Source organism: Xanthomonas sp. F14, assembly GCF_014199865.1.
On record NZ_JACHOM010000002.1, the window covers coordinates 122,286 to 148,162 of the forward strand.

Below are 25,877 nucleotides of genomic sequence, written 5' to 3' on the forward strand. Positions count from 1 at the left end.
TAAGGTCGGTCCCGGCAGCGACGCGTGATGGCACGCGTCGCTGCCTTGTTGTCTGTACGTCACGTCGCCATTCGTATGCGCTGATGGAGGATTGGTCGCGCGCATAGATCAGTCGTAAAGCGGTTGATCTGCAGTTTGGCTGCGGGCCCCTTGCCCGCCCACCACCGCAGGACACGCCGCAAGTACGTCCGTGTAGGCTCTTACGCGGCATCCATGCCGCGTAAGGTCCCGCGACGGTGAGCGGGCAAGGACCAGTCGGGAGGGTTGGTGCGCCTGGTTAAGAACAGAGCATGACGCGCGTTGTTCGGATGACGTCGCGTCCGAAACCCCGTTGCAGTTCGAGCAACAGGCAGGCTTTAGGCATGCACCCTACGACTTTCTGAGTACCTCACGCAGGTCTGGCAACAAGCAGGTTTTTCACCTGGCCACCGGCAAATTTCCTAGTGCGGTGTCCTTGCCGATTGCGGGGCCCTTGGCGGCGTGGATGCCGCCAAGCAGCCTCCATGGACGGATTCACGGCGTGTCCCACGAGCGCTGAGGGCAGCGCGCGCTCGACCCACCGAGCTTTTGATTGCATCCAATAAACGACGCTTCGACTCGAGTCTCGGTCTCTTGCGTCTTCGCTTGCGCGTGTCGCGGGTAACGTCTGTCGTCTGCCAGCCACGCTAGCGTGCAAACCCGGCCCGATATGCCTGCACTGCCGCGAGTGGGTCCGGCGCGGCGTACACGCCGCTGACCACTGCAATCAACTCGGCACCTGCAGCCACCAAGCCGGGCACCTGCGCAGCCGCGATGCCACCGATCGCCACGCGCGGCACTCCCAGCGCTGCGGCTTGCTGCAGCAACGCCGGCGTGGCGCGACGTGTCGTCACCTTGGTGGTGGTCGGGAAGAACGCGCCGAAGGCCACATAGCTGGCGCCGGCCGCGACCGCTGCGCGCGCGCGCGCGATCTCGTCGTAGCACGACACCCCGATGATGGCCTGTTCGCCCAACAGTGCACGCGCCGCGGCCGCCTCGCCATCGTCTTCGCCCAGGTGCACGCCTTGCGCGCCCACCTGTCGTGCCAGCTGCGCATCGTCGTTGATGATCAACGGCACGCCGTGCGCAGCGCACGCCTCGCGCAGCGCGCTGGCCTGTTCCAGGCGCAGCGCCGCGGTGGCCTGCTTGTTGCGGTACTGCAGCCAGGTGACAGCGGGCAGCAGCGGCAAGGTGCGCGCGATCAGGCGTGCGGTGTCGGGTTCGTCGGGCGTGATGAGGTAGACGCCGCGGGCGTTGTGCAGGTCGGACATGGCAGCGCTTCCGGAAGCGGTGGGTGGGATGGGACAATGCAGCCCCACCGTTGCGTGACCGCGATTATCCGATGAGCGAGACATCCACGACCACCTACCGCACCTGGATGTGCGTCGTCTGCGGGTTTCTCTACCACGAGGCCGACGGCATCCCCGAAGAGGGCATCGCCCCGGGCACCGCCTGGCAGGACGTTCCCGACACCTGGACCTGCCCGGATTGCGGCGTGACCAAGGACGACTTCGAGATGGTCGAGATCGACTGAGGTCCTGGCTGGGTCGCTGCGTTTTTCGCGCCACAACATCGCCGGCACACGTTCGCATGGTGCTGGCGAGGGCCTTGCAGGCTGTGTTTTCAGTGCGCGCGCGCGCGCTGACTGTTCAGTTCGACCAGATGTTCGTGCAGATTGGCCGCGTCCTGCGCACTGGGATTGAGCTGCAGATAACGCGACAGATCGTGGCGTGCGCCGTTGCGGTGGCCCAGATGCAGATAGGCCATGCCGCGATCGCGTAGCGCCTCGGGCTGGTCCGGCACCAGCTTCAGGATGCGGTCGGCACTGCGCGCGGCGCGGTCCCAGTGTTCGGCATCGGCGTAGACGCCGTGCAGATTGCGCAGGATGCGGATCAGGATCGCGCGATGCGGTGCGGGGTCGAGAATCTGCGCCAGGGCGCGGTCGTCGGGGATCTCGCCACCCAGGTGCGGACGAGCGCGCTCGCGCAGCTCGTCCACGCCCAGCGGGCGGCCGCCGTTGAACGGATCCATGACCAGCACGCCGTCGTCCACCGGCAAACGCACCAGGAAATGCCCGGGAAACGACACGCCCGCCAGCGGAATGCCCAGCCGGCGCGCCACTTCGATCTGCACCATCGCCAGCGAGATCGGGTTGCCCAGCCGGCGTTCGAAGACCTGGTTGAGGTAGCTGTTGCGCGGGTCGTAGTACTCGTCGTGATTGCCCGAATAGCCCAGCTCGTCGAACAGGTAGCGATTGACTGCGGCCATCTTCAGCGGCCACAGGTCGATCGCCTCCACCTCGCGGCGCAGGTGCTCGACGTGGCTTTGCACCAGCGTGTCGTACAGCTCGGCGTCCAGCTGCGGATACTCGTCGCGCGCAATCAGCAGCGCGGTGGACATCAACGGCACTGCGTCGTCGTCCAGGCTGGCGAGCGCGGTCCAATGGGGAAGTGGGAGCATGTCGACCATGCTGCCAAGAGTGTCGGCAAGCGGCGCGTGGTTCAAGTCCGGTACTTCCTGACAGGAAGGGCCTGTCGCGTGAGATTCACTTGAGCTTTGGGATATCCGGGCTCAGGGTCAGGCTGGCGCCGTCCTGCAGGTTGAGCCTGGCGGCCTGGCCGGCATTGAGTTCCAGCACGTACCGGGCCGGGCGCTTGCTGGGGTAGGGCGGGCAGGCGTCGCCGGCCGAACACGGCGGCACGTCGCGCTGCTGCGACACCAGCCGGCGCTCATTGTCGAAATACAGGATATCCAGCGCGATCTTGGTGTTCTTCATCCAGTACGCCAGCGGTTCCTGGCGGTCGTGGACGAACAGCATGCCGTGATCGTCCGCCATGGCATCGCGAAACATCAGGCCTTTGGCGCGGTCGGCATCGTTCTGCGCCAGCTCCACCTGGTAGCGCGTGCCGGCCAGTTCCACCCAGGTGCCGCCGCTGCTGGCGCAGCCGCTGAGCAGGATCAACAACGCAAGGGTGAGGAGGCAAAGACGGCGCATGCGGCATACCAGTAGGCGGGGATGCCGCACCATCTGCCAAGCGGCTGCGTGCGTCAAGCCGCTGTAGTGCGGTGTACCGTCATCGCAGGTAACGGGAGTCCGGCCCGCTGCCGCTTCGCAACGCGGGCCGCTACTGCGTATGCGCGTGCTTGCACGCGGTCGCTCAGATCACCCGCGGCGGCTCGCCACCGACGATCACCACATCGGCCGGGCGACGCGCGAACAGGCCCACGCAGACCACGCCGGGAATCTGGTTCAGGCTGCGCTCCAGCGCCACCGGGTCGGTGATCTGCAGGTTGTGCACGTCCAGCACCACGTTGCCGTTGTCGGTGACCACGCCATCGCGCCATACCGGCTGACCGCCGGTGAGCGCCAGGATCTGGCGGGCCACCAGGCTGCGCGCCATCGGAATCACTTCCACCGGCAGCGGGAATTTGCCCAGCACCGGCACCTGCTTGCTCGGGTCGACGATGCAGATGAAGCGCTCGCTGGCCTCGGCAATGATCTTCTCGCGCGTCAACGCCGCGCCGCCGCCCTTGATCAGGCAACGATTCGGGTCGCACTCGTCGGCGCCATCCACATATAGCGACAGATTGCCGGTGTGGTTGAGATCCAGCACCTCGATGCCGTGGCGCCTGAGCTGCGCGCTGCTCTGCTCGGAGCTGGACACCGCCCCCTTGATGCGGTGGCTGATGCGGCCCAAGGCATCGATGAAGTAGGCCACCGTCGAACCGGTACCGACCCCGACGATCATGCCGTCTTCCACGTAATCGATCGCTTTTTCGGCGGCCAGGCGTTTTGCTTCGGACATTTGGGGGCTCGGGATTGGGGAATCGGGAATCGGGATTGGGGAATCGCAAGAGCGGCTGGGCTGAGCGGGATTTGCAAATCGCAAACCCCGAATCTCTACTCCCGGCTACTCCATCGCCAGCAACAATTTCCACTGCGCGGCGGTCACCGGCAGGATCGACAGGCGGTTGCCGCGGGCGATCAGAGGGAAGCCTTCGCCCAGGGCGTCGGCCTGCTGCTTGATTTCGTCCAGTGCGATCGTGCGCGTGAGCTTGCGCTCGAAGGCCACGTCCACCAGCATCCAGCGCGGATCTTCGCGGGTGGCCTTGGGGTCGTGGTAGTCGGATTTGGGATCGAACTGGGTGTCGTCCGGATATGCGGCGCTGGCGACCTTGGCGATGCCGACAATACCCGGCACCTTGCAGTTGGAGTGGTAAAACAACACCCCGTCGCCGACATGCATGCCGTCGCGCATGAAGTTGCGTGCCTGGTAGTTGCGCACGCCGTTCCAAGGTTCGGTGCCGACGCGTTCCAGATCATCGATGGAAAACGTGTCCGGCTCGGACTTCATCAACCAGTAGCGCTTGCGGGCAGTCATTCGGAAACGGCGTCGTCTTTCAGGAAGGTGGCGTGTTCGGTGCAGATCGCATCCACCGCCACGTCCCAGGATTCGATGGGCAGGGCGGGTCGCTGCTGCGCGGCGAAGCCGACGCCGACCAGCCAGGGCGGCGGCGTCTGGCGATGCCGGAACGCGAAGCTGCGATCATACCAGCCGCCTCCCATGCCCAGCCGCCGGCACTGCGCGTCGAAGCCGGTCAACGGCGTCACCACCAGCGCCATCTCCTCGGGTGCAAGCAGCGCGGCGCGTGCCACGTCCGGCTCGGGGATGCCGTAGCGGTTGCTGACCAGCCCCTGGCCCGGCCGCCACGGCGCAAAGCGCAGGACGCGCCCGTCCAGCACCGGCAGGCAATAGCGCACGCCGGCCGGCAGGCTCAGTTGCCAGCGATGCAGCGCGATTTCACCATCCATCGCCCAGTACCCGGCCACCGCGCCGGTCTGCGGCGCGAACGGCAGCGCCAGCAGGCGCTCGGCCAGCGCATCCGCGGCTGCCAGGCGCTGCGCTGCGGGCAGGCTGCGGCGCAGCGCGCGCAACTGCTGGCGCAAGGCGTCTCGGTCGTCGGTCATGGCGTCTCGCAGCGATAGGCGGAGGGATATTGTCGATGGCGTGGACGCGCCTGCCTAGCTGCGTGTGTCCCACCGATCGCCGGTGCCGGCAAGTCTCTCGCCTGTCGCTGAGCGCGTGCGTGCAGCACTGGCAACGTTGCGGCGCACGCATGTCTTGGCGTAGTCATTGCAACAGCGGCGCAGTCGAACTGCGCGTGCCGTGCGTTTCAGATACGCAAAAAGAAACGGCGCCCGAAGGCGCCGTTTCAGATTTGCATTCTCCGCCGTGAACGATGCGGGCGAAACGACCTTGAACCCGGGGTTCAAGTGGGGACGTTGTGAGGCCTTCGGGCTTCCCGCTACAAGGCGGACTTGCACTCCCGGCTTCGTCGCGCCCCCGTGGTCGTAATTAAGGGACAAGGCGAATGTTTTGCACGCTGTCGTTTACAGCAGAGAACGCAGGTGAAGTATAGACCTCTGCTGCGCGATGGCTAGCCCATTCGTCGGCCGGCGCAATTGAAAGTTCATATTTGCGACGACAGCGCGAACTGCACCTCAACGCGGCGTGTCGGACACGCTGTCCAGGCGGCGATTCAAGCTGTCCAGCGTGTTGGCCAGTTCACGGTCGTACAACGCTTGCTGATCGCGCAGCTGCTGCAATTCGTGCGCCAGATTGAGTGCGGCCAGCACCGCAACGCGGTCCACCGCTGCCATGCGATTGCTGCCGCGAATCTCGCGCATGCGCAGATCCAGCAGGCGCGCCGCAGCGGTGAGGCTCTCGCGTTCGTCGGCGGTGACGCCAACGGTGTATTCACGATCCAGAATACGCACGCTGACCGGCTCGTTGTTGCTCACGTGTGCTGCTCCAGGGATTTCAACCGCACGATCATCGCTTCCACGCGCGAGCGCGCCTGTTCGTTCTTGGTCAGCAATTGCGCGCGCTCGCCGATCAACTGTTCCTGCTGGTGACGCAGGCTGCGGTTCTCGTCGGTCAACCGCTGGCTGCGCTCGACCAGGGCTTCCACACGGGCGGCAAGTGCGCGGATCTGGGCGAGGGCAGCGGCGTTGTCCATGCGCTCACGATAGGGGCGCGTGCGCGCGGCGGTCAAGCGCCCGATCGCAGCCCGCTTACCCGCCGTCAGGCCAATCCCGACAAGGGCTTGCGCCGCGGCCGGCGCGGCCGGCGTTACGCGCGTAGACCCCGTAGGGAACGCGCCGCTGGCGGCCGACGCGGGGTGCCTTGATACACTGGGAAGTCAAATCGCCGGCCCATGCGCCGGCACCTCCTGTTCCCAGCCTGGATGACCCGATGGATCTGCCCGATGTAACCGCTGTGCAAAACGAAAGTCGCCAGCTGGAGTTGGCTTCCTCCGCAGCGGAGTTGCATGGCGGGCTGTGCGGGTGGCTCTCCGGTGGGGGTGCCGACAGCGGCGACTGGCTGGCGCGCATCCTGGCCGACACCGCGCAGGTGGCACCCAGGCAGGGCGGGGCGCTGGACCAAATGCGGCAGGCCACGGTGGCGCAGCTGGAAGACCGCGATTTCGCTTTCGAATTGTTGCTGATCGACGACGGCGCACCGCTGGCGGCGCGCACCGATGCCTTGTTCGACTGGTGTCGTGCCTTTCTGGGCGGCTTCGGCCTGGCGGCGCAGCAGCGCCCGGCACTGACCGAAGAGGGCGAAGAGGCGCTGCAGGACCTGGCGCGGCTGGCGCAGGCGTCCAGCGACGATTTCGATGCGGCCGACGAAGACGACACCGCCCTGGCGGAGATCGAGGAGTTCGTGCGCGTGGCGGTGCTGTTGCTGCATGGCGACTGCGTGATGGGGCCGCGCTTCCGCCAACGTCTGAACTGACCGCACGACCGCCATGAAAAAACTCACCGGGATCGGCGCGGCCGAGTACGCGCGTCGGCGCAAGCAGCTGATGCAGATGGCCGGCGATCAGGCCATCCTGATCCTGCCGGCCGCGCCCGAGCGGGTGCGCAGCCACGACACCCACTACCCGTATCGGCAGGATTCGGATTTCTGGTATCTGAGCGGCTTCCCGGAGCCGGAAGCGGTGCTGGTGCTGGTGCCGGGCCGCAAGCATGGCGAGGCGATCCTGTTCTGCCGCGAGCGCGATGCCGAGCGTGAGGCCTGGGATGGCCCGCGCGAGGGCCAGGAAGGCGCGGTGGAGCGCTACGGCATGGACGATGCGTACCCCATCGACGATGTCGACGAGATCCTGCCGGGCCTGCTGGAAGGGCGCAGCCGCGTCTATTACCACTTCGGGCGCGATGTCGACTTCGACCTCAAGCTGATCGGCTGGCTCAAGCGCGTGCGCGAGCAGGTGCGCCACGGCGCGCAGCCGCCGCACGAATTCCTCGAGCTCGGGCATCTGCTGCACGAGCAGCGGCTGTTCAAGTCGCGCGACGAAATCGCCTTGATGCAGCACGCCGCCGACATCAGCGTGCGCGCGCATCGCGCCGCCATGCGGCTGGCGCGGCCGGGTGTGCACGAGTACGAACTGCAGGCCGAGGTGGAGTGCGCGTTCCGCGCCGCCGATGCGTGGCCGGCGTACGGCAGCATCGTCGGCACCGGCAGCAATGCCTGCGTGCTGCACTACCGCGCCAACAATGCGCGCAGCCGCGATGGCGAACTGGTGCTGATCGATGCCGGCGCCGAGTACCGCGGCTACGCGGCCGATATCACCCGCACCTTTCCGGTCAACGGCCGTTTCACCCCGGCGCAGCGTGCGCTGCACGATCTGGTCGGCGCTGCGCAGGCTGCCGCGCTGGCGCAGGCGCGCCCTGGCGTGCCCTACGAAGCCGGGCATCTGGCCGCGGTGCAGACCCTGACCGAGGGGCTGCTGCAGCTGGGCCTGCTCAAGGGCAAGCTGGAGCGCAATATCGCCGACGGCCATTACAAGCGCTTCTATCGGCACAAGACCGGCCACTGGCTGGGGCTGGATGTGCACGATGTGGGCGACTACCGGTTGGCTGGCGACTCGCGTCTGCTCGAGCCCGGCATGGTGTTCACCATCGAGCCGGGACTCTATATCTCCGCTGACGACACCACGGTGGAGGCCAAGTGGCGCGGCATCGGCATCCGCACCGAAGACAATGTGCTGATCACCGCCGACGGCCATCGGGTGCTGACCGATGCGCTGGCGCGCAGCGCCGACGAGATCGAAGCGGAGATGGCGGACCGCGACGCGTTGCGCGCATAGCGCGGTCATGCCGCGATGAGCGGCCGTGACCTGGATCGGTGCATTGCCTTGCGAGCAACACGCGCATTACCGGTTTGGTTGAGATTGCGCGGCGTATCCGGCTGAGGGCGGCGGCGCTCGGGCCGCGCCGGGCGCCTTGCAGGCATGAGGCGCCCGGACGCTTTGCTGTGGGCCGTTCTACTGGCCGAGTTGTGGTGTCTGGGTGCGTTCGGGCTGCTGGACCTGTTCGCCTGGCGTCGCCAGTTGCTGTGCGCGTGCGAACGACTGCGCTTCCGGCGTGCTCAATGCCTGTTCGGTCTTCATGTGCGCGCGCAGATGCGCCGGGTTGGCCGGGTCGCCCTGCACCACGAACACGTTTTCGCCACCGTGTACACCGCGATTGTTGGCCTCGCTCATCAGCACATGATCCACGCGCGACAGGCCGCCTTCCTTGGCCAGCGGCAACAGGGCGGCGCTGAGCCGGTCGCTGGTCTGGTCGGGTGTGCGTCCATGTGCCGCATCGATTGCATGCACGCCGCGCTGGATCTGTTGATACATCGGATGGTCGGGGTGCGAGGACTGGCGTGGATCGTTCATGGCAATGCTCCGTGCGGTGCGGAAAGATTCAAGGGGCGGCAAACACCGGGCGGGTCAGGTTTTCGGGCGCGCCATCGGTGCACGCCACCTCGTCTTCGATACGGATGCCGCCGTAGGGTTTGAACTGCGCAACGCGCGCCCAGTCGACGCTGGCGGCGTGGCCGTTCTTCTTCACTTCGTCCAGCAGCATGTCGATGAAGTACACGCCCGGTTCGATGGTGACCACCATGCCCGCTTCCAGCACGCGGGTCAGCCGCAGATACGGGTGGCCGGCGGGGCGTTCGATGCGGCCGCCGCGGTCGCTGGCCGCAAAGCCTGCCACGTCGTGCACCTGCAGGCCGATCAGATGGCCAAGCCCGTGCGGGAAGAATGCAGCGCTGACGCCGGTGGCGAGCGCAGCTTCCGGCGACACGGTGAGGATGCCGAAGTCCTTGAGGATGCCCATCAGGGCCAGATGCGCATCCACGTGCAACTGCTTGTAATCCACGCCGCTGCGCACGCCCTGGCCCATGCGCACCTGTGCGGCATCCACCGCATCGATCAGGGCCTGGAATTCGCTGCCGGGGTCGGCGGCGTAGGTGCGGGTGATGTCGCTGGCATAGCCGTAGGCCGAAGCACCGGCATCGATCAGGAAGCTGCGCAGCGGCTGCGGCGGCTGCTGGCCGAGTTCGGTGTAGTGCAGCACCGCGCCGTGCTCGTTGAGCGCGATGATGTTGCCGTAGGGCAGTTCGTTGGCGTCCTGACCGACGGCGGCGCAGTATTCCATATGGATGCCGAACTCGCTCTGGCCGGCGCGGAAGGCCGCTTCGGCGGCGCGATGGCCGCGCACTGCCAGCTGCTGGGCGATGCGCAGCAAGGCCAGTTCGTACGGCGTCTTGAACGCGCGCTGGTAGTCCAGGTAATCGAGCACCGGCTGCGGATTGTTGGGCACATACGCACCGAGCGCGCTCTGCGCCTCGCCCAGGATGGCGCAACGGTCGATCTGCCTGGGCAGCAGCGCCAGGGCCTGGTCCGGGGTGCGGATGATGTGGATGTCGCAGTGCTCCACCCACCAGCCGCTGGGCGCCTCGGGCACCACATGCCAATAGTCCAACGGCTGGCAGAAGATCAGCATCGGGCGCTTGCCCGGGGTGTAGACCAGCCAGCTGTTGGGCACCCGCGTCAGCGGCACCCAGGCCTTGAACTGTGGATTGACCGCGTAGGGATAGTCGCGGTCGTCGAACACCTGGTAATGCAGGCTGCCGCTGGGCACCACCAGGTGGTCGAAGCCGCCGCGCTGCAGCGCCTCGTCGGCGCGCGCGGTCAGCGTGCGCAGGTGGTCGGAATACAGGTGGCTCAAGGACGGCTGGGGCATGCGGGGCTCGATCGGCGATGCAAAGACAGGTCGCGATTTTGCCGTAATCGTGGTGATGCTGTCCTTCAGCCCAGCATGTGTTCTTCGGCGATCCAGGCGCGCAGGCGTTGGCGATGCGGCTCGGACATGGTCAGGAAGCGGAAGCCGGCCCAGGCCTGCCCGGGTGCGTGCGCGGCTTCGCTCCACAACAGATGCACGCCGACATCGATCTCGGTGGCGCGGCCGATGCGCTCGGGCAGGCTGAAGCGCAATTGATACAGGGCGTCGTCATGCAGCGGAACCGAGGCCAGCAGCAGCATGCCGGTTTCCGAGACATTGCCGACCCGGCCAATCTGCGCCTCGCTGAGCATGTCGGTCACCGGTATCAGGTCGGACGGCTGGCGGCGCGGTGCGCGGCGGGTGTCCTGGATCATGGGTTGACCTCTGCAATGGGCGCCTGACCGGCCAGGCTGCGCAGCGTGCGCACGGTGGCATGCCAGGCGCGGTCGATCAGGCGCGATTTCTCTTCGACCAGCAGGCGTGCGTGGCCACCGGCCATCAGCCGCGACAGGCCATCCAGCGAGTGCTCGGCGACCTTTTGCCCACGTTGATTGACGAACAGCGCGTTGCCGGTCATCGGGCTGTACCAGGACAGCCGTTGCCGACGTAGGTCGCCCTGCTGGTTGATCACGAACTCGAACCAGCTGCCGAACGGCAGGCTGCGCAGCTGCGTGTAGCAGGCCTCTTCGGCCGGCGAACGCGGGCCGGCGATGTCCTTGCGCGGTGTGCTGTCGCCCTGGTCGCCCAGCCGCGTGCGCGCCTTGAGCCTGGTGGCGAGCTCGGTGCGCGAGGTCGTCTCGTCCTCGCCGCCGGGCGTGGACAGGCGCCGCGCAATCGCCGCCGCTTCATCGTGGTGATAGCCGACCTGCAGCAGCGCGGTTTCGATCTCGCTGCCGAGCGCGATGTCGGCAGGTTGCCCCTTGCTGCGGCAGGTGACTTCGGCAATGCGCGCGGTCAGGGCCTGGCGCTCGTCCCATTCGGGCGATTGCTCGCCCTGGCGCAGCAGCGTCAGCGTCAGCACGTCCGACCATGCCTGACGCAGCAGCGCCTGCACGAAGCGCGGCGGGACGCTCTGCTCGCACAGCTGCTCGATGCGCGCCTCGGCCTGCTGCTTGGCCGACTCCAGCCGCTCCTTGCCACGCGCCGCATCCACATGGCGGCGCTCGGCGAGGTCGGCCTTGCGCGCCAAGGCGCGCAGATGCGCCTGGATATCGGCGTTGGCCGCGGCGAACACGGCCTCGTCGCCCTGGTAGTCGTTGACGATCCGGTCCACCGCGCTGCCCAGCTTGTGCAGCAACTGCGGGTCGACATCGTCGTCGCCCAGCCAGACCGCGCCGGACTCGGCCACGGTGTTGAGCAATTCGCGCACCGGGTGCTGGTCGCGCACGAAGAAATGCGTATCGGCCAAGGCCGCGCGCACCACCGGCACCTGCAACTTAGCGAGCAGGGCCTGCGCGGGGGTCTGCCCGCGCACTTCGCGTTGCATCTGCGCGTAGAGCAGGCCGAGCAGATCGAAGGTGTCGGTGTCCTGCAGCGACAGCGCGGCGTCGGGGCCGTGTTGCGCCCGCAGCAAGGCCAGCAACTGGCGCTGCACCGCATCGATGCCGCTGGGCTGCGCCGCCGCTGCTGCTTGTGCCGCCAGCGTACCCTGCAGGCTGGCCAGTGCGTCGCTGACGGCGGCCTTGGGCACGGCCGAGGAGGCGAGCCGGGGAGATGGTTTCTCGAGTGTTGCCTGGGCGCTGCTTGCAGGCGCTGCGCCGTGATCTGCAGAGCTTTGATTCGCCGCTGCGCCTACGTTGCCCGCCGCCTGCGACCGGCGCGCCGACGACATCAGGCCGCCGAGCGCCTGCACTGCATCGCTCAGGGCAGGTGCTGCCTGCTCACCGTCGGTCGCCGCTGCCAGTGTCATCGGCATGGCGGGCGGATCCAACAGGGCGCTCTGCCACGGTGTCGGTGCCGATTGCCCGCTCCAGCCGGTTGCAGGCCGCCCGTTGCGCTGCGGCAGCGCGCGCGCGCTGGCAGCCGCAGCGTCCTTCGGGGCGTTGGCTGCTGCAGGCGGTGCGCGCCGCGTCTGCACCTGGGTGGGCTTGACCAGGTACGGGTGATAGATCAGCCCCGGTAGGATGCCCTCCTGCGCGAGCGTGCCGTTGGCGCGCTCGTACAGATCGTTCAAACGCTCGATGACCTGACGCTCGAACACGCGGTAGAGCGTCAGCTGCCCGTCCAGGCTCAGTCCCAGCGTTTCGACGCACTGGCGCAGCACGCGGCACAGGGCGTACGGGCCCAGCGGCACTGCCTCCAGTTCGAACTCGGCCACCGCGCCGATCACCGCCACCCGCTGCGCCAGCAATTGCAGCGCATCGGCGCGGCGGGAGGTTTCGCGGCGCGCAATCTCGCTGAGCACGATATCGCGATCGATATCGGTGTCCTCCACCAGGGTGAGCATCTGCGGATGCGCTGAGGCATCGGCTATTGGCATCAGCGACGGGCGATCGCGCAGCGTGGCCAGGTCCTGCGCCAGCTGCTGCAGGAACGCCTGCGGAAACCGATCGATGTGGTCGCGCAGGCCGCGCGTCTGCGCATAGGTTTCGGCCTGTATCTGGCTGTTGCGGGCATGCTCGGCCTGATGCAGCAGCTCGCGTTCCAGCTCGACGATGGTCAGCCGCAGCGGCCCGCTGAGCGCCTGCACGCAGTGCGCGTGCAGCGCGGCGAGCAGGCGCCGCCCGCGCGCGGAAACCGGCGCATCGGCGATCGGGCCGCTGAGCGTGTGCTGCAGGGAGGAAGCGGGAGTGGACATCCGGGGGAGGCGGGCTCGGTGCGAGGCGTGAGCTATGTAGCATGTTTTTCCGCCGGGCAGCGACCGCGCGGGCGCAAGACGTGCCTGGCCAGATTCGGTCGCCACCCGGACGCGGACGGCGCGCGTGGCGCGGCTCGCTGGATCCGCGCGCCAATGCTGTCGTGTGCGCTATCGATCATGGCGCGGCGTGCTGGCTGCGGTGCCGCGCCGCGATCGCCGCGATCAGGCCAGAAACAGCTCGACCACGTCATTGGTGAAGCGGCGGCCCAGCTCGGTCGGCACCACGCGTCCGTCCTGCGCGGTCATCCAGCCTTGCGCAATCGCACGGGCCACAGGCAACTCGATGACCGAGGCGGCCAGGCCGGTGGAGACTTCGAAGTCGCGCAGGGCGAAGCCCTCGTGCAGGCGCAGCAGGTTGAGCATGTATTCGAACGGCAGTCGCTCACGCGGCACGATCTCGTCGCCGCCGATCGATGCCGCGCTGCCGGCGCTGGCCAGGTAACTCTGTGGGTGCTTGTGCTTCCAGCGTCGCAGCACATGCTGTTCGGCGCCGGAGCTGATCTTGCCGTGCGCCCCGGCGCCGATGCCCAGGTAATCGCCGAAGCGCCAGTAATTGAGATTGTGCGCGCATTGCCGCCCGGGCCTGGCGTAGGCGCTCACTTCGTACTGCGCGTAGCCGGCCTCGGCCAGCAGACGCTGGCAATGCTCCTGCATGTCCCAGGCCGCATCGTCGTCGGGAATGCCCTTGGGCGGCCGCGCGAAGAACACCGTGTTCGGCTCCAGCGTGAGCTGGTAATGCGACATGTGGGTGGGCTGCAGCGCAAAGGCGCGTTCGAGATCGCGCTCGGCCTGTGCCAGGGTCTGCTCGGGCAGCGCGTACATCAGGTCGATATTGAAATTGTCGTAGCCGGCATCCTGCGCCAGCTTGATCGCACGTTCGGCCTCGGCACTGTCGTGGATGCGACCCAGCCGCTGCAGCGCCACATCGTCGAAGGTCTGCACGCCGAAGCTCAGCCGGTTCACGCCGGCGGCGCGATAGCCGTCGAAGCGGCCATGCTCGGCGGTGCCTGGATTGGTTTCCAGGGTGATCTCCAGATTCGGTGCAAAGCGCAGCCGCGCGGCGGCGGCTTGCAGGAATCTGTCGATGGCTTCGGGCGGAAACAGGCTCGGCGTGCCGCCGCCGAAAAACACCGAATGCACCACGCGCCCCCACACCAGCGGCAGATCCGCATCCAGGTCGCGGATCAACGCATCCACGTAGTCCTCGAACGGCAGCACGCCCTTGGCCGCATGCGAGTTGAAATCGCAGTACGGGCATTTGCGCACGCACCAGGGCAGGTGCACGTAAAGCGACAGCGGCGGTGGAATCAGGTCGGGCACTGCGTCAGGCCATGGTTCACAGCGACAGGGCGTGCAGCTTGTGCTGCAGCGTGGCCAGCGCCACCGCACGGTGACTCAGCCGGTTCTTCAGCGCGGTATCCATCTCCGCAGCGGTCAGGCCATGCAGCGGATCCAGGAACACCGGGTTGTAGCCAAAGCCGCCGGTGCCGCGTGGTTCGGTGGTGATCACCCCTTCCCAGCTGCCTTCGGCGATCAGCGGTTGCGGATCTTCCGGGTGACGCAGCAGCACGATCACCGCGTAAAACCGCGCGCTGCGGCGCTCGGCCGGCACGGCGCGCATGGCGTCGAGCAGCTTGGCGTTGTTGGCCTGCGCATCGGTCGGGCTGCCGGCATAGCGGGCGCTGTACAGGCCCGGTGCGCCGCCGAGCGCATCGACGATCAGGCCGGAGTCGTCGGCCAGTGCCGGCAGGCCGGTGACCGCGCTGGCATGGCGTGCCTTGATCAAGGCGTTCTCGACGAAGGTCAGGCCGGTTTCCGGCACATCGTCCACGCCGAGCTCGCCTTGCGCCACGATGCGCAGCGGCAGGTCGGCGAGCATGGCGCGCAGTTCTTCCAGCTTGCCGGCGTTGCCGCTGGCCAGGACCAGTTGTTTCATTGCTTGGGCTCCAGCAGGTCCCACTTGGTGCCGTACAGATCGCGGAACACCACGACCGTGCCGTACGGTTCCTCGCGCGGGGGTTCCAGGAATTCCACCCCGAACGCCTGCATCGCCGCGTGGTCGCGCCAGAAGTCGTCGGTGTGGAGAAAATGATCCACCCGCCCACCGGTCTGGTCGCCGATGCGTGTGCGCTGGGCGGCGTCGGCCGGCTGCGCGAGCAGCAAGCCGGCGTCCTGCGCGCTGCCCGGGCCGATCACCACCCAGCGCTTGCCGTCGCCAAGTGCGCGATCCTCCAGCACCTGGAAGCCCAGCGCACCGGTGTACCAGGCGATCGCCGCGTCGTAGTCGGCGACCAGCAGGGTGGTCAGGGCGATGCGCCGGCTCATCCGGCCAGTGCAGCGCGTTGCAGGGCGAACAGTTCGCTCATGCCTTGTTCGGCGAGTGCGAGCAGTGCGTTGAGTTCGTCGCGGCGGAAGGCGTGGCCTTCGGCAGTGCCCTGCAGCTCGATGAAGCCGCCGCCGTCATTCATCACCACATTCATGTCGGTGTCGCAGTCGCTGTCTTCGGGGTAGTCCAGATCCAGCACCGGCTCGCCGCGATAGATGCCCACCGACACCGCGGCCACGGCGCCGATCAGCGGGTGCTTCTTGATGTCGCCGCGCTTGAGCAGCAGGTTCACCGCATCGGCCAGCGCCACGTAGGCGCCGGTGATCGCGGCGGTGCGGGTGCCGCCATCGGCCTGCAGCACATCGCAGTCCAGGGTGATGGTGCGCTCGCCCAGGGCATTGCGATCCACACAGGCGCGCAGTGCGCGGCCGATCAGGCGCTGGATCTCCAGCGTGCGTCCGCCCTGCTTGCCGCGTGCGGCTTCGCGATCGGAACGGGTGTGGGTGGAGCGCGGCAGCATGCCGTATTCGGCGGTCACCCAGCCTTCGCCCTTGCCGCGCAGGAATCCGGGGACGCGGTTTTCCACGCTGGCGGTGCACAGCACGCGGGTGTCGCCGAAGCTGACCAGCACCGAGCCTTCGGCGTGACGGGTGAAGGCGCGTTCGATGCGCACCGGGCGCAGCTGGTCGGCCGTGCGGCCGCTGGGACGGGAAAAGGTCATGCGATGAGTCCGGAAGTCGGGAGGTGGGTCTGGGTCGGCGCGTGGCGGGGCGGTCAGCCAGCGCGGGCCGCTAGGGTACCATTCGCGCTTTGAAGGCACGGGACTGACGATGATTCGAAGCATGACCGCGTTTGCTGGTGGCGAACGCATCACGCCCTGGGGCACGCTCGGCTGCGAGCTGCGCTCGGTCAACCATCGGTTTCTGGAAGTGGGCGTGCGCCTGCCCGAAGAACTGCGTGCGCTGGAGCCGCTGCTGCGCGAGCGCGTGGCGGCGAAAAACAGCCGCGGCAAGCTGGATCTGGCGCTGCGCCTGCGCGCGCCGGACAACGCGCAGACCCTGGCCGTGAACGAATCGCTGCTGCAGGAACTGGGTGCACTGGCCACGCGCCTTGACGGCATGTTCCCCAAGCTGCAGGTCGGCTTCACCGATCTGCTGCAGCTGCCCGGCGTGCTGCAGGTGCAGGACGTGGACGCACCTGCGTTGCAGGCGCAGGCCCTGGCATTGCTGGACGAGGTGGTGGACAGTTTCGTCGCCGCGCGCGAGCGCGAAGGCGGCAAGCTGGCCGATGCGATCAGCGAGCGGGTCGATGCGATCGAACGCATTGCCGCCGAGGTGCGCACGCTGATTCCCGTCATCCGCGAAGGGCAGCGTGCCAAGCTGGCCGCCCGTCTGGCCGATCTGCCGCATCCGGTCGATCCCGGTCGCGCCGAACAGGAACTGGTGCTGTGGCTGCAGAAGCTGGACGTGGACGAAGAGCTCGACCGCCTGTCCAGCCACATCGCCGAGATCCGCCGCGTGCTCAGGCAGCGCGAGCCGGTCGGCCGCCGCCTGGACTTCCTGCTGCAGGAATTCAACCGCGAAGCCAATACGCTTGGCTCCAAGTCGGTGGACAGCCGCACCTCCAACGCTGCGGTGGATCTGAAGGTACTGATCGACCAGATCCGCGAGCAGGTGCAGAACATCGAATAGCCGGGAGTGGTGATTGGGGATTCGGGATTGGTCGACGGCCATCCCGGGTTTCAGCGGGGCGCGGCCAATACCGGTAGCATATCGACCCCGGTGGTACCGGTCCGCAGCCCGTTCGCGAATCCCGACTCCCCAAGCCCGAATCCCTGACCCTATGCGCGGCACCCTCTATATCGTTGCGGCCCCTTCCGGCGCCGGCAAGAGCAGCATCGTCAACGCCACCCTGGCGCGTGATCCCAAGATCGCCTTGTCGATCTCGTTCACCTCGCGCGCGCCGCGGCCGGGCGAACGGCATGCCGAGCACTACCATTTCGTCTCCGCCGACGAGTTCCAGGGCATGATCGAAGCTGGCGACTTCTTCGAATACGCGCTGGTGCATGGCGACTGGAAGGGCACCGCGCGGCAGTCGGTGGAGCCGCAGCTGGCTGCCGGTCACGACGTGCTGCTGGAGATCGACTGGCAGGGCGCGCGCCAGGTGCGCCAGAAGGTGCCCGACGCGGTCAGCGTGTTCATCCTGCCGCCGTCGCGCCAGGCGCTGGACGAGCGCATGCGAAAGCGCGGCCAGGACAGCGAGGACGTGATGGCGCAACGTCTGGCCGCCGCCCGCGAAGAGATGCTGCATTTTGAGGAGTTCGACTACGTCATCATCAACGAGACCTTCGACACCGCAGTCTCGGAGATGTGCGCGATCTTCACCGCCAGCCGGCTGCGCCGGCAGGCGCAACAGCAGCGGCATGCGGCGTTGATCCGGGCCTTGCTGGACTGAGCGGCTCAAATCCCTGATTCCAAAGGAAACTGAATAGGCCCAGGTTGCCGTGACGGCGGCCCGGGCGTACACTCCGCCCCCTTTCCCTCATTCGATGCGCGGCCGTTGCTGGTCGCCGGGAGCCCGCATGGCCCGCATTACCGTAGAAGATTGCCTGGAAGTCGTGAACAACCGTTTCGAGCTGGTCATGATGGCGTCCAAGCGCGCCCGTCAGCTCGCCAACGGCGTGCAGCCGTTGATCGAAAATGCCGACGCCAGCGACAAGCCCACCGTGATGGCACTGCGCGAGATCGCCGCACGCCGGATCGACAATGCGCTGATCGACGAAGTCGAGAAGGCCGAGCGCGAGCGTGCTGAACGCGAGGCGCTGGAATGGGCCGCTGCCGAAGTGGTTGCCGACGAAGACATGTCCAAGAACGACGATTGATTGTTCGCATCGCTGCGATCGATCTGAACAGCCCGCCATGTGCGGGCTGTTTTCGTTTCAGGCCCGCGTTGTCGCCTGCAGTGTGCAAACGTTTGCCGTGACTGCGCTGCTGGCATAGTCTTCCGGCATGAACCCAGGCCCCACTGCCCAGGCGACCGTCGTGACGTCTCCGTCTTCCGACCAGGCCATCCCCGACTACGTCCTGCACTTCGAACGCGCAGCCAGCTACCTTCCCAAGGAGCAGCTGCCGATCCTGCGCCGTGCCTGGGAAGTGGGCGCCAGCGCGCATGCCGGCCAGACCCGCAAGTCGGGCGAGCCGTACATCACCCATCCGGTCGCGGTGGCCGGCGTACTCGCCGAGCTCGGCCTGGACATGGAATCGCTGATCGCCGCGATCCTGCACGACACCATCGAAGACACCCCGCTGACCCGCGAAGAGCTGGCGTCGGAATTCGGTGAAGCGGTGGCCGAGCTGGTCGATGGCGTCACCAAGCTGGACAAGCTCAAGTTCCGCGACCGCCAGGAAGCGGCGGCGGAGAGCTTCCGCAAGATGCTGCTGGCGATGTCGCGCGACCTGCGCGTGATCATGATCAAGCTGGCCGACCGCCTGCACAACATGCGCACGCTGGGCGCGCAGAGCAGCGAGGCGCGCAGCCGCATCGCGCGCGAAACGCTGGAAATCTACGCGCCGATCGCCCAGCGCCTGGGCATGAGCCTGATCAAGTCCGAGCTGCAGAACCTGGGCTTCCGCGCGCTGTATCCGTGGCGTCATGCCATCATCGAAAAACATATCCGCAGCCAGCCGGTGGTGCGGCGCGAATCGATGGCGCAGGTGGAAGTGCAGCTGTCGCAGCGGCTGGCCAAGGAAGGGCTGGAGCACCGCCTGGTCAGCCGCATCAAGACGCCCTGGAGCATCTATTCCAAGATGCACGAAGAGAACAAGTCCTTCGACCAGGTGATGGATGTGTTCGGCTTCCGCCTGGTGGTGCGTTCGGTGGCCGATTGCTATCACGCGCTGGGCGCGGTGCATGCCACCTTCAAGCCGCTGGACGGGCGCTTCCGCGATTTCATCGCCATCCCCAAGGCCAACGGCTATCAGTCGCTGCACACCGTGTTGTTCGGCCCGTATGGCTCGCCGATCGAAGTGCAGATCCGCACCGAGGAGATGGACCTGATCGCCGAACGCGGGGTGGCCGCGCACTGGACCTACAAGGTCGGCTCGGCCTCGCCCAACAGCGCGCAGAGCCGCGCGCACGACTGGATCGTGGAGCTGATCGATTCGCAGCGCGCGGCGGGCTCGTCGCTGGAGTTCCTGGACAACGTCAAGGTCGACCTGTTCCCGGACGAGGTCTATCTGTTCACGCCCAAGGGCAAGATCCTGGCGCTGCCGCGCAACTCCACCGCGCTGGACTTCGCCTATGCGGTGCACACCGACGTAGGCAACCGCGCGGTCGCCTCGCGGGTGGACAAGAAGCTGGTGCCGCTACGCACCAAGCTGGTCAGCGGGCAGGCGGTGGAAATCATCACCGCGCGCTCGGCCACGCCCAAGCCGCAGTGGCTGGAGTTCGTGGTCAGCAGCAAGGCGCGTACCGCGATCCGCCACCAGCTCAAGCAGCTCGAACACGAAGACGCCGTGCAGCTCGGCCACCGCATGCTCGATCGCGCGCTGGAAGCGATGGACAGCTCGCTGGAGCGGCTGCCCAAGGGCCGCCTGGACGCCTTCCTCACCGAGCACCGCTATCCACGCCTGGAAGCCTTGCTGGCCGACGTGGCGCTGGGCAACTGGATGCCGACCCAGGCCGCGCAGGCGCTGATGGCCTACGCCGAATTGCGCGGTGGCGGCCACTCCAAGCATTCGCACGAAAAGATTCTGATCGACGGCAGCGAGCGTGGCGTGATCAGCTTCGCCAACTGTTGCCAGCCGATTCCCGGCGACGAAATCATGGGTTACCACACCGCCGGCAAGGGCATCGTGGTGCACCGTCTGGACTGCCCCAACCTGGCCGAGCTGCGCAAATCGCCCGAACGCTGGGTGCCGATCGACTGGGATTCCAGCGTCAGTGGCGACTACGACACCGCCTTGATCGTCGAGGTGGAAAACCGCACCGGCGTGCTGGCCCAGCTGGCTGCGGCGATTGCGCAGAGCCAGTCCAATATCGAGCGCGTGGATTACCTGGACCGCGATTTCAACGCGGCGGTGCTGCGCTTCAACATCCAGGTCCGCGACCGCCGCCATCTGGCCGAAGTGATGCGCCGGCTGCGGCGCCTGCACGTGGTGCAGAGCGTGGGGCGGCAGTAGAAGCGGCGAACAAATCGTAGCGAGCAGTCGTCAGGTGGCTGTCGGTGTCGCGCTCAAAGCCGGCGTGTACGCGTGGTCCATGCCGCACCGGGCACCGGTCGCACCCGCCCGGCGGGGCGCAGTCGTGTTGCCAGTTGCTTCGAATCCGGTCCCCGCGTTGGACATTGGCTGCGCTGCCGTGCGTCTGTGACAGCGCACGCGCCTTGCCCGGCTCAGGCGATCAAACGACCCAGCGCAGGGTTGTCGTTATCCTGTTTCCACACCAGGTGCAGCTCCACCGGCGTGGCAGGGGTTTCCTCGCGCAGCGGCAGGTACACGATGCCGGCGTAACGCAGGCCGCTGGCGCCTTCGGGCACCAGCGCCATGCCCATGCCGCCGCGTACCAGCGCCAGCACCGAATGAATCTGGCTGACGTATTGCACCGAGCGCGGCGCGATGCCGCGCGCACCGAACAATTGCGCCAGCAGATCGTAGAAATAACGCGCCTCGTCCGGTGCGTAATTGACCAGCGGCTGGCCGTGGAAATCCTGCAGGCGCAGGCTGTCGCGGTGCGCCAGCGGAGAGTCTTCCGGCAGCGCGGCGATCAGCGGTTCGCGTGCCACGCAGCGGCTGTGCAGGCCCTGGCGTTGGATCGGCGGGCGCAACAGGCCGATATCCAGCCGGCCTGCATCCAGTGCGTCCAGTTGCGCCAGGCTGACCATCTCCTTGAGTTGCAGATCCACATCCGGCGCTTGCCTGCGCCACCGCGCGATGGCCTCGGGCAGGAAGCGGTAACTGGCACCTGCGGTGAAACCCACCGACACGTTACCGGCATCGCCGGTGCCGATCCGGCGCGCGCGCAGGCCGGCGTTTTCGGCCATGCGCAGGATCGCGCGCGCTTCGGCAAGCAGGCTGCGCCCGGCCTGGGTCAGCCGCACATGCCGGCTGTTGCGCTCTAGCAGCGCGGTGCCGACGCTGTGCTCCAGCAACTGAATCTGCCGGCTGAGCGGCGGCTGGGTCATGTTCAGGCGCTCGGCCGCGCGACGGAAGTGCAGTTCGTCGGCGACGGCGACAAAGCAACGCAGTTGCTGCAGATCGAACATGGGGGACGGGCCTCGCATGGCAAAACAGGTGAATTGATGCTGCACCCGCAACATCCTTCCGCCGCCAGCGCCGATGAATAGGCGCTGCCACGCCAACGACCACGTTGGCGGGCGCAGCCGGCCATAATTACGCACTGTCGAAAAAGCGTTGCAAAGCAGCCATTTGCGGCGCACTACATCGATCGATGACGCGATTGATTCAACTTGTGTATCAAACAATACGTCCTTTGGTTTGGACCGGCAACGATCTGCGTTTCTAGGATCAACCGCATCCCCCGCCCAGGAGCGTTTGTCCGATGAGCAGCAGATACACCCCTTCCGAAATGGCCCAAGCACTTGGCGCCGGGCTGTTGTCGTTTCCGGTGACCCATTTCGATGCCGACCTGGCCTTTGACGAACCCGCCTACCGCAGCAATCTGGACTGGCTGTCCTCGCACCCGGCTGCGGGGCTGTTTGCCGCCGGCGGCACTGGTGAGCTGTTTTCGCTGACGCTGGATGAAGTGAATCGCGCCGTGCGAGCAGCGGTGACCCAGACCGCCGGCCGCATGCCGGTCATCGCACCGGCCGGTTACGGCACCGCGATCGCCATGGAGATGGCGCAGGCTGCCGAGCGCAATGCTGCCGACGGCATCCTGCTGTTTCCGCCGTACCTCACCGAGTGCGATGCCGATGGCGTGGCCGACCATGTCGAGCGCGTCTGCAAGGCGACAAGGCTGGGTGTGATCGTCTACGGCCGCGCCAACGCCAAGCTCGACGACGTGACGCTGGCGCGGGTGGCCGAGCGTTGCCCCAACCTGGTGGGCTACAAGGACGGCATCGGCGATGTGGATCGCATGACCCGCATCTACGCCCGCCTTGGCGACCGATTGCTCTACGTGGGCGGACTGCCCACCGCCGAAACCTTCGCGCTGCCGTATCTGGAAATGGGCGTGACCACGTATTCGTCGGCCATCTTCAATTTCCTGCCCGAGTGGGCGCTGGCGTTTTATGCAGCGGTGCGTGCGCGCGACCACGTCACCATCTACCGCGAGCTCAATGACTTCGTGTTGCCGTACACCGTGCTGCGCAATCGCCGCGCCGGTTATGCGGTGTCGATCGTCAAGGCCGGCATGCGCGCGGTCGGCCGCCCGGCCGGTCCGGTCCGCACGCCGCTGGCCGACCTCGACGAGGACGAATTCGCCCAGCTCAAGCAACTGATTGGAGGACGCCGCTGATGCACAGCATCACGGGCCAATCGCTGATCGGGCAGCGCGACGTGCGCGGCGCAGGGGAGGAATTTCATGCGCTGGATGCGGCCAGCGGTGCGGCATTGCAGCCGGCATTCGGCTCGGTGAGCGCACAGGATCTGGAACAGGCCTGTGCGTTGGCGCGGGCGGCGTTCGATCGTTACCGCGAAACGACGCTGGACGCGCGCGCAGTCTTCCTGGAAACCATCGCCGAGCAGATCCTGGCATTGGGCGATGCCTTGATCGAACGCGCCATGCACGAAAGCGGCCTGCCGCGCCCGCGCCTGGAAGGCGAGCGGGGGCGCACGGTGGGGCAGCTGCGCCTGTTCGCCAACGTGGTGCGCGAAGGAAGCTGGCTGCAGGCGCGGATCGACCCGGCGATGCCGCAACGCACGCCATTGCCGCGTGCGGATCTGCGGCAGCGGCATATCGCGCTGGGGCCGGTGGCGGTGTTCGGTGCCAGTAATTTCCCGCTGGCATTCTCGGTGGCCGGTGGCGATACCGCCTCGGCACTGGCGGCCGGCTGCCCGGTGGTGGTCAAGGCGCACAGCGCGCATCCGGGGACTTCGGAATTGGTGGGCCGTGCGATCCAGGCGGCGGTGGCGCAATGCGGCCTGCCCGAGGGCGTGTTCTCACTGCTGTTCGACGCCGGCATCGAGATCGGTGCACGACTGGTCGCCGACGCGCGCATCAAGGCGGTGGGTTTCACCGGCTCGCGGGCCGGCGGCATGGCGCTGGTCAAGATTGCCGCCGCACGCCGCGAGCCGATTCCGGTGTATGCGGAGATGAGCGCGATCAATCCGGTGTATCTGTTGCCGCAGGCGCTGCAGGCGCGCGCATCGGATCTGGGCAAAGCGTTCGTCGGCTCGCTGACCCTGGGCAGCGGGCAGTTCTGCACCAATCCCGGCTTGCTGCTGGCGATCGATTCGCCGGCGCTGGATGCATTTGTCGCATCCGCAACGCAAACGCTGCAGGCCGTGTCGCCGGCAGCGATGCTCACCGCAGGCATTGGCCAGGCCTACGCGCAAGGCGTGCAGCGTCTGGCCGCGCACCCGCAGGTCAGCACGCTGGCACGCGGCGCTGCGGCGGACGCCGGGCGCTGTCCGGCGGCGTTGTTCGGCACCGACGCCGATGCCTTCCTGGCCGATGAATCGCTGCAGGCCGAAGTCTTCGGCGCCTCGTCGCTGCTGGTGCGTTGCAGGGACATCGAACAGCTGCGTGCGCTGAGCGAGCACCTGGAAGGCCAGCTCACCGCCACCTTGCACATGGAGGTGGGCGATACCGAACTGGCCGCCGCATTGCTGCCGGTGCTGGAGCGCAAGGCCGGACGCATCCTGGTCAACGACTGGCCCACCGGTGTGGAGGTCTGCCACGCGATGGTGCACGGCGGCCCGTTCCCGGCCACCTCCGACAGCCGCAGCACCTCGGTCGGCACGCTGGCGATCGATCGCTTCCTGCGCCCGGTCTGCTACCAGGATCTGCCGGCTGCGCTGTTGCCTGCCGCCGTCGCGCACGACAACCCGCTCGGGCTATGGCGACGCGTCGATGGCGCGCTGGGACACGACTGACGGCTGCCGCAGCAACGATGCCTGAGGCGTGCCGGAGGAGGGTCCGGTACGCCATCCGCAGGCGCAACGTGGAGTACCGAAGCGCAGTGCGCTTCCATCGTCATAGGTGAGGAACGATGATGGCTATCGATTCAAAAACGGTCGGTTCAACGACGGTTCCGCGCAGGCGCTACCTGATCTTGCTGATGCTGTTCGTGGTCACCACGATCAACTATGCCGATCGCGCCACCTTGTCCATCGCCGGTTCCGCGGTCCAGGATGCGCTGGGCATCGACGCGCTGCAGATGGGCTTCATTTTTTCTGCGTTCGGTTGGGCATATGTGGCCGGGCAGATTCCCGGCGGCTGGTTGCTCGATCGCTTTGGCTCGCGGCGCGTGTACGGCCTGTCGCTGCTGATCTGGTCGCTGTTCACCGCCTTGCAGGGCTTTATCGACTGGGTGCCGGTGACCTGGGCGGTCACCACGCTGTTCGTGCTGCGCTTTCTGGTCGGCATCGCCGAAGCGCCGTCGTTCCCGGGCAATAGCCGCATCGTGGCGGCCTGGTTTCCCACTGCAGAGCGCGGTCTGGCTGCGTCGATCTTCAATTCCGCGCAGTACTTCGCCACGGTGGCGTTCGCGCCGTTGATGGGCTGGCTGGTGCATGCCTGGGGCTGGGAGCATGTGTTTCTGGTGATGGGCGCGGCTGGCGTGTTGCTGGCGCTGGTGTGGCGCAAGACCATCTATGCCCCGCGCGAACATCCGCGCCTGAGCGCGCAGGAACTGGACTACATCCAGCGCAACGGCGCGCTGGTGGACATGGAGCAGGGCAACAAGCCCGGCCGCCAGCCCAAGGGCACGCAATGGCATTACGCCAAGCAGTTGTTGTGCAACCGCATGTTGCTGGGCGTGTACATCGGCCAGTACTGCATCACCACGCTGACGTATTTCTTCCTGACCTGGTTTCCGGTGTATCTGGTCAAGGAGCGCGGCATGTCGATCCTGGAAGCGGGCTTTGTGGCCTCGTTGCCGGCGGTGTGCGGTTTCATCGGCGGCGTGCTGGGTGGCTATGTGTCCGACCGCATGGTGCGGCGGGGCTACTCGCTCACCGTCGCGCGCAAGACGCCGATCGTTGTCGGCATGTTGATGTCGGTGACGATGATCGGCTGCAACTATGTGCAGGCCGAATGGATGGTGGTCGGGCTGATGGCGCTGGCCTTCTTCGGCAAGGGCATCGGCGCGCTCGGCTGGGCGGTGGTGGCCGACACCTCGCCCAAGGAAATCGCCGGCCTGTCCGGTGGCCTGTTCAATACCTTCGGCAATATCGCCGGCATCACCACGCCGATCGTCATCGGCTACATCGTCTCCACCACCGGCACCTTCGAGTGGGCGCTGGTCTTCGTCGGGCTCAATGCCTTGCTGGCGGTGGTGTCCTATCTGGTGGTGGTGGGCGAAATCAAGCGCGTGGAACTCAAGGCGCCGCCCGGCGGCCCGTCCATGCCCGTGCCCGCAACGCTGTGAC

27 protein-coding genes and 2 other RNA genes are annotated in these 25,877 nt (G+C 66.9%); 10 read left to right on the forward strand and 19 right to left on the reverse strand.

What is annotated here, in order from left to right; translation table 11 throughout:
• Positions 1 to 665: 665 nt before the first annotated feature.
• Positions 666 to 1,289 carry a thiamine phosphate synthase gene (thiE, locus tag GGR73_RS09045; protein WP_184456615.1) on the reverse strand — a complete coding sequence of 208 codons (624 nt, stop codon included), beginning with the start codon at positions 1,287 to 1,289 and terminating at the stop codon, positions 666 to 668.
• Positions 1,290 to 1,312: 23 nt separating this feature from the next.
• On the opposite strand from thiE, the gene GGR73_RS09050 reads away from it, so the two are divergent.
• Positions 1,313 to 1,552 carry a rubredoxin gene (locus GGR73_RS09050; protein ID WP_024938106.1) on the forward strand — a complete coding sequence of 80 codons (240 nt, stop codon included), beginning with the start codon at positions 1,313 to 1,315 and terminating at the stop codon, positions 1,550 to 1,552.
• Positions 1,553 to 1,641: 89 nt separating this feature from the next.
• On the opposite strand, the gene GGR73_RS09055 is transcribed toward GGR73_RS09050, so the two are convergent.
• The 8 genes from GGR73_RS09055 to GGR73_RS09090 form a co-directional block, all read right to left on the reverse strand.
• Positions 1,642 to 2,523, reverse strand: coding sequence for a SirB1 family protein (locus tag GGR73_RS09055; protein ID WP_046344164.1), 882 nt, complete (start codon positions 2,521 to 2,523; stop codon positions 1,642 to 1,644).
• A gap of 40 nt (positions 2,524 to 2,563) precedes the next feature.
• Positions 2,564 to 3,013, reverse strand: a complete 450-nt coding sequence (locus tag GGR73_RS09060; RefSeq protein ID WP_184456616.1) for a DUF192 domain-containing protein — start codon at positions 3,011 to 3,013, stop codon at positions 2,564 to 2,566.
• A gap of 163 nt (positions 3,014 to 3,176) precedes the next feature.
• Entirely contained in the window at positions 3,177 to 3,824 is a 648-nt protein-coding gene (rpiA, locus tag GGR73_RS09065; RefSeq protein WP_016903557.1) for a ribose-5-phosphate isomerase RpiA, read from the reverse strand.
• A 105-nt stretch (positions 3,825 to 3,929) separates the two neighbouring features.
• Positions 3,930 to 4,400, reverse strand: coding sequence for an EVE domain-containing protein (locus GGR73_RS09070; RefSeq protein ID WP_016903558.1), 471 nt, complete (start codon positions 4,398 to 4,400; stop codon positions 3,930 to 3,932).
• Entirely contained in the window at positions 4,397 to 4,987 is a 591-nt protein-coding gene (locus tag GGR73_RS09075) for a 5-formyltetrahydrofolate cyclo-ligase (protein WP_167709604.1), read from the reverse strand. The genes GGR73_RS09070 and GGR73_RS09075 overlap by 4 nt, the downstream gene beginning before the upstream one ends.
• Before the next feature lie 253 nt (positions 4,988 to 5,240).
• Positions 5,241 to 5,425, reverse strand: a non-coding RNA gene (ssrS, locus tag GGR73_RS09080) — 6S RNA.
• 96 nt (positions 5,426 to 5,521) lie between these two features.
• Entirely contained in the window at positions 5,522 to 5,821 is a 300-nt protein-coding gene (locus GGR73_RS09085) for a cell division protein ZapA (RefSeq protein WP_016903560.1), read from the reverse strand.
• On the reverse strand, positions 5,818 to 6,039 hold the full coding sequence (locus GGR73_RS09090; RefSeq protein ID WP_024938110.1) for a TIGR02449 family protein: 222 nt from the start codon (positions 6,037 to 6,039) through the stop codon (positions 5,818 to 5,820). Before GGR73_RS09090 ends, GGR73_RS09085 begins: the two co-directional genes overlap by 4 nt.
• Before the next feature lie 236 nt (positions 6,040 to 6,275).
• On the opposite strand from GGR73_RS09090, the gene GGR73_RS09095 reads away from it, so the two are divergent.
• Positions 6,276 to 6,818, forward strand: a complete 543-nt coding sequence (locus GGR73_RS09095) for a YecA/YgfB family protein (protein ID WP_024938111.1) — start codon at positions 6,276 to 6,278, stop codon at positions 6,816 to 6,818.
• A gap of 13 nt (positions 6,819 to 6,831) precedes the next feature.
• Positions 6,832 to 8,172 (forward strand): aminopeptidase P N-terminal domain-containing protein, encoded by a 1,341-nt coding sequence (locus GGR73_RS09100; RefSeq protein WP_024938112.1) that lies wholly within the window; start codon positions 6,832 to 6,834, stop codon positions 8,170 to 8,172.
• A 177-nt stretch (positions 8,173 to 8,349) separates the two neighbouring features.
• On the opposite strand, the gene GGR73_RS09105 is transcribed toward GGR73_RS09100, so the two are convergent.
• The 8 genes from GGR73_RS09105 to rph form a co-directional block, all read right to left on the reverse strand.
• Positions 8,350 to 8,748, reverse strand: a complete 399-nt coding sequence (locus GGR73_RS09105; RefSeq protein ID WP_024938113.1) for an XVIPCD domain-containing protein — start codon at positions 8,746 to 8,748, stop codon at positions 8,350 to 8,352.
• 28 nt (positions 8,749 to 8,776) lie between these two features.
• Positions 8,777 to 10,102 carry a Xaa-Pro dipeptidase gene (gene pepQ / locus GGR73_RS09110; RefSeq protein ID WP_184456618.1) on the reverse strand — a complete coding sequence of 442 codons (1,326 nt, stop codon included), beginning with the start codon at positions 10,100 to 10,102 and terminating at the stop codon, positions 8,777 to 8,779.
• A 65-nt stretch (positions 10,103 to 10,167) separates the two neighbouring features.
• The gene (locus GGR73_RS09115) at positions 10,168 to 10,515 is read right to left on the reverse strand and encodes a PilZ domain-containing protein (protein WP_046344154.1); all 348 of its coding nucleotides are present in this window, start codon (positions 10,513 to 10,515) and stop codon (positions 10,168 to 10,170) included.
• Entirely contained in the window at positions 10,512 to 12,938 is a 2,427-nt protein-coding gene (locus tag GGR73_RS09120; RefSeq protein WP_184456620.1) for a DUF1631 domain-containing protein, read from the reverse strand. Before GGR73_RS09120 ends, GGR73_RS09115 begins: the two co-directional genes overlap by 4 nt.
• A gap of 222 nt (positions 12,939 to 13,160) precedes the next feature.
• Positions 13,161 to 14,318, reverse strand: coding sequence for a radical SAM family heme chaperone HemW (hemW, locus tag GGR73_RS09125; RefSeq protein WP_039519207.1), 1,158 nt, complete (start codon positions 14,316 to 14,318; stop codon positions 13,161 to 13,163).
• A 16-nt stretch (positions 14,319 to 14,334) separates the two neighbouring features.
• Positions 14,335 to 14,934, reverse strand: a complete 600-nt coding sequence (gene rdgB / locus GGR73_RS09130) for an RdgB/HAM1 family non-canonical purine NTP pyrophosphatase (protein WP_039512392.1) — start codon at positions 14,932 to 14,934, stop codon at positions 14,335 to 14,337.
• Positions 14,931 to 15,323, reverse strand: a complete 393-nt coding sequence (locus GGR73_RS09135) for a VOC family protein (protein WP_184456621.1) — start codon at positions 15,321 to 15,323, stop codon at positions 14,931 to 14,933. The genes rdgB and GGR73_RS09135 overlap by 4 nt, the downstream gene beginning before the upstream one ends.
• Positions 15,320 to 16,045: a ribonuclease PH gene (gene rph / locus GGR73_RS09140; protein WP_024938119.1), complete on the reverse strand. Its 726-nt coding sequence runs from the start codon at positions 16,043 to 16,045 to the stop codon at positions 15,320 to 15,322. The genes GGR73_RS09135 and rph overlap by 4 nt, the downstream gene beginning before the upstream one ends.
• 109 nt (positions 16,046 to 16,154) lie before the next feature.
• Between rph and GGR73_RS09145 the strand changes: the two genes are divergently transcribed.
• The 4 genes from GGR73_RS09145 (at position 16,155) to GGR73_RS09160 (ending at position 20,504) form a co-directional block, all read left to right on the forward strand.
• A complete protein-coding gene (locus tag GGR73_RS09145) occupies positions 16,155 to 17,015 on the forward strand; it encodes a YicC/YloC family endoribonuclease (RefSeq protein ID WP_024938120.1) in 861 nt (286 codons plus the stop codon).
• Positions 17,016 to 17,166: 151 nt separating this feature from the next.
• A complete protein-coding gene (gene gmk, locus GGR73_RS09150) occupies positions 17,167 to 17,778 on the forward strand; it encodes a guanylate kinase (RefSeq protein WP_016903572.1) in 612 nt (203 codons plus the stop codon).
• Between the two features lie 127 nt (positions 17,779 to 17,905).
• Positions 17,906 to 18,205, forward strand: coding sequence for a DNA-directed RNA polymerase subunit omega (gene rpoZ / locus GGR73_RS09155; RefSeq protein ID WP_002812428.1), 300 nt, complete (start codon positions 17,906 to 17,908; stop codon positions 18,203 to 18,205).
• Between the two features lie 127 nt (positions 18,206 to 18,332).
• Positions 18,333 to 20,504, forward strand: coding sequence for a RelA/SpoT family protein (locus GGR73_RS09160; RefSeq protein WP_024938122.1), 2,172 nt, complete (start codon positions 18,333 to 18,335; stop codon positions 20,502 to 20,504).
• 4 nt (positions 20,505 to 20,508) lie between these two features.
• On the opposite strand, the gene GGR73_RS09165 is transcribed toward GGR73_RS09160, so the two are convergent.
• Positions 20,509 to 20,585: non-coding RNA, sX9 sRNA (locus tag GGR73_RS09165), on the reverse strand.
• Positions 20,586 to 20,716: 131 nt separating this feature from the next.
• On the reverse strand, positions 20,717 to 21,586 hold the full coding sequence (locus GGR73_RS09170) for a LysR family transcriptional regulator (RefSeq protein ID WP_046344132.1): 870 nt from the start codon (positions 21,584 to 21,586) through the stop codon (positions 20,717 to 20,719).
• Positions 21,587 to 21,882: 296 nt separating this feature from the next.
• Here GGR73_RS09170 and kdgD point away from each other — a divergent pair, with 296 nt between their 5' ends.
• The 3 genes from kdgD to GGR73_RS09185 all read left to right on the forward strand — a co-directional run bounded on the left by kdgD (position 21,883) and on the right by GGR73_RS09185 (position 25,876).
• Positions 21,883 to 22,800 (forward strand): 5-dehydro-4-deoxyglucarate dehydratase, encoded by a 918-nt coding sequence (gene kdgD / locus GGR73_RS09175; RefSeq protein WP_184456624.1) that lies wholly within the window; start codon positions 21,883 to 21,885, stop codon positions 22,798 to 22,800.
• Positions 22,800 to 24,380 (forward strand): aldehyde dehydrogenase (NADP(+)), encoded by a 1,581-nt coding sequence (locus tag GGR73_RS09180; RefSeq protein ID WP_184456626.1) that lies wholly within the window; start codon positions 22,800 to 22,802, stop codon positions 24,378 to 24,380. The genes kdgD and GGR73_RS09180 overlap by 1 nt, the downstream gene beginning before the upstream one ends.
• Positions 24,381 to 24,496: 116 nt before the next feature.
• Positions 24,497 to 25,876: an MFS transporter gene (locus GGR73_RS09185; RefSeq protein ID WP_046344127.1), complete on the forward strand. Its 1,380-nt coding sequence runs from the start codon at positions 24,497 to 24,499 to the stop codon at positions 25,874 to 25,876.
• Position 25,877 lies beyond the last annotated feature (1 nt).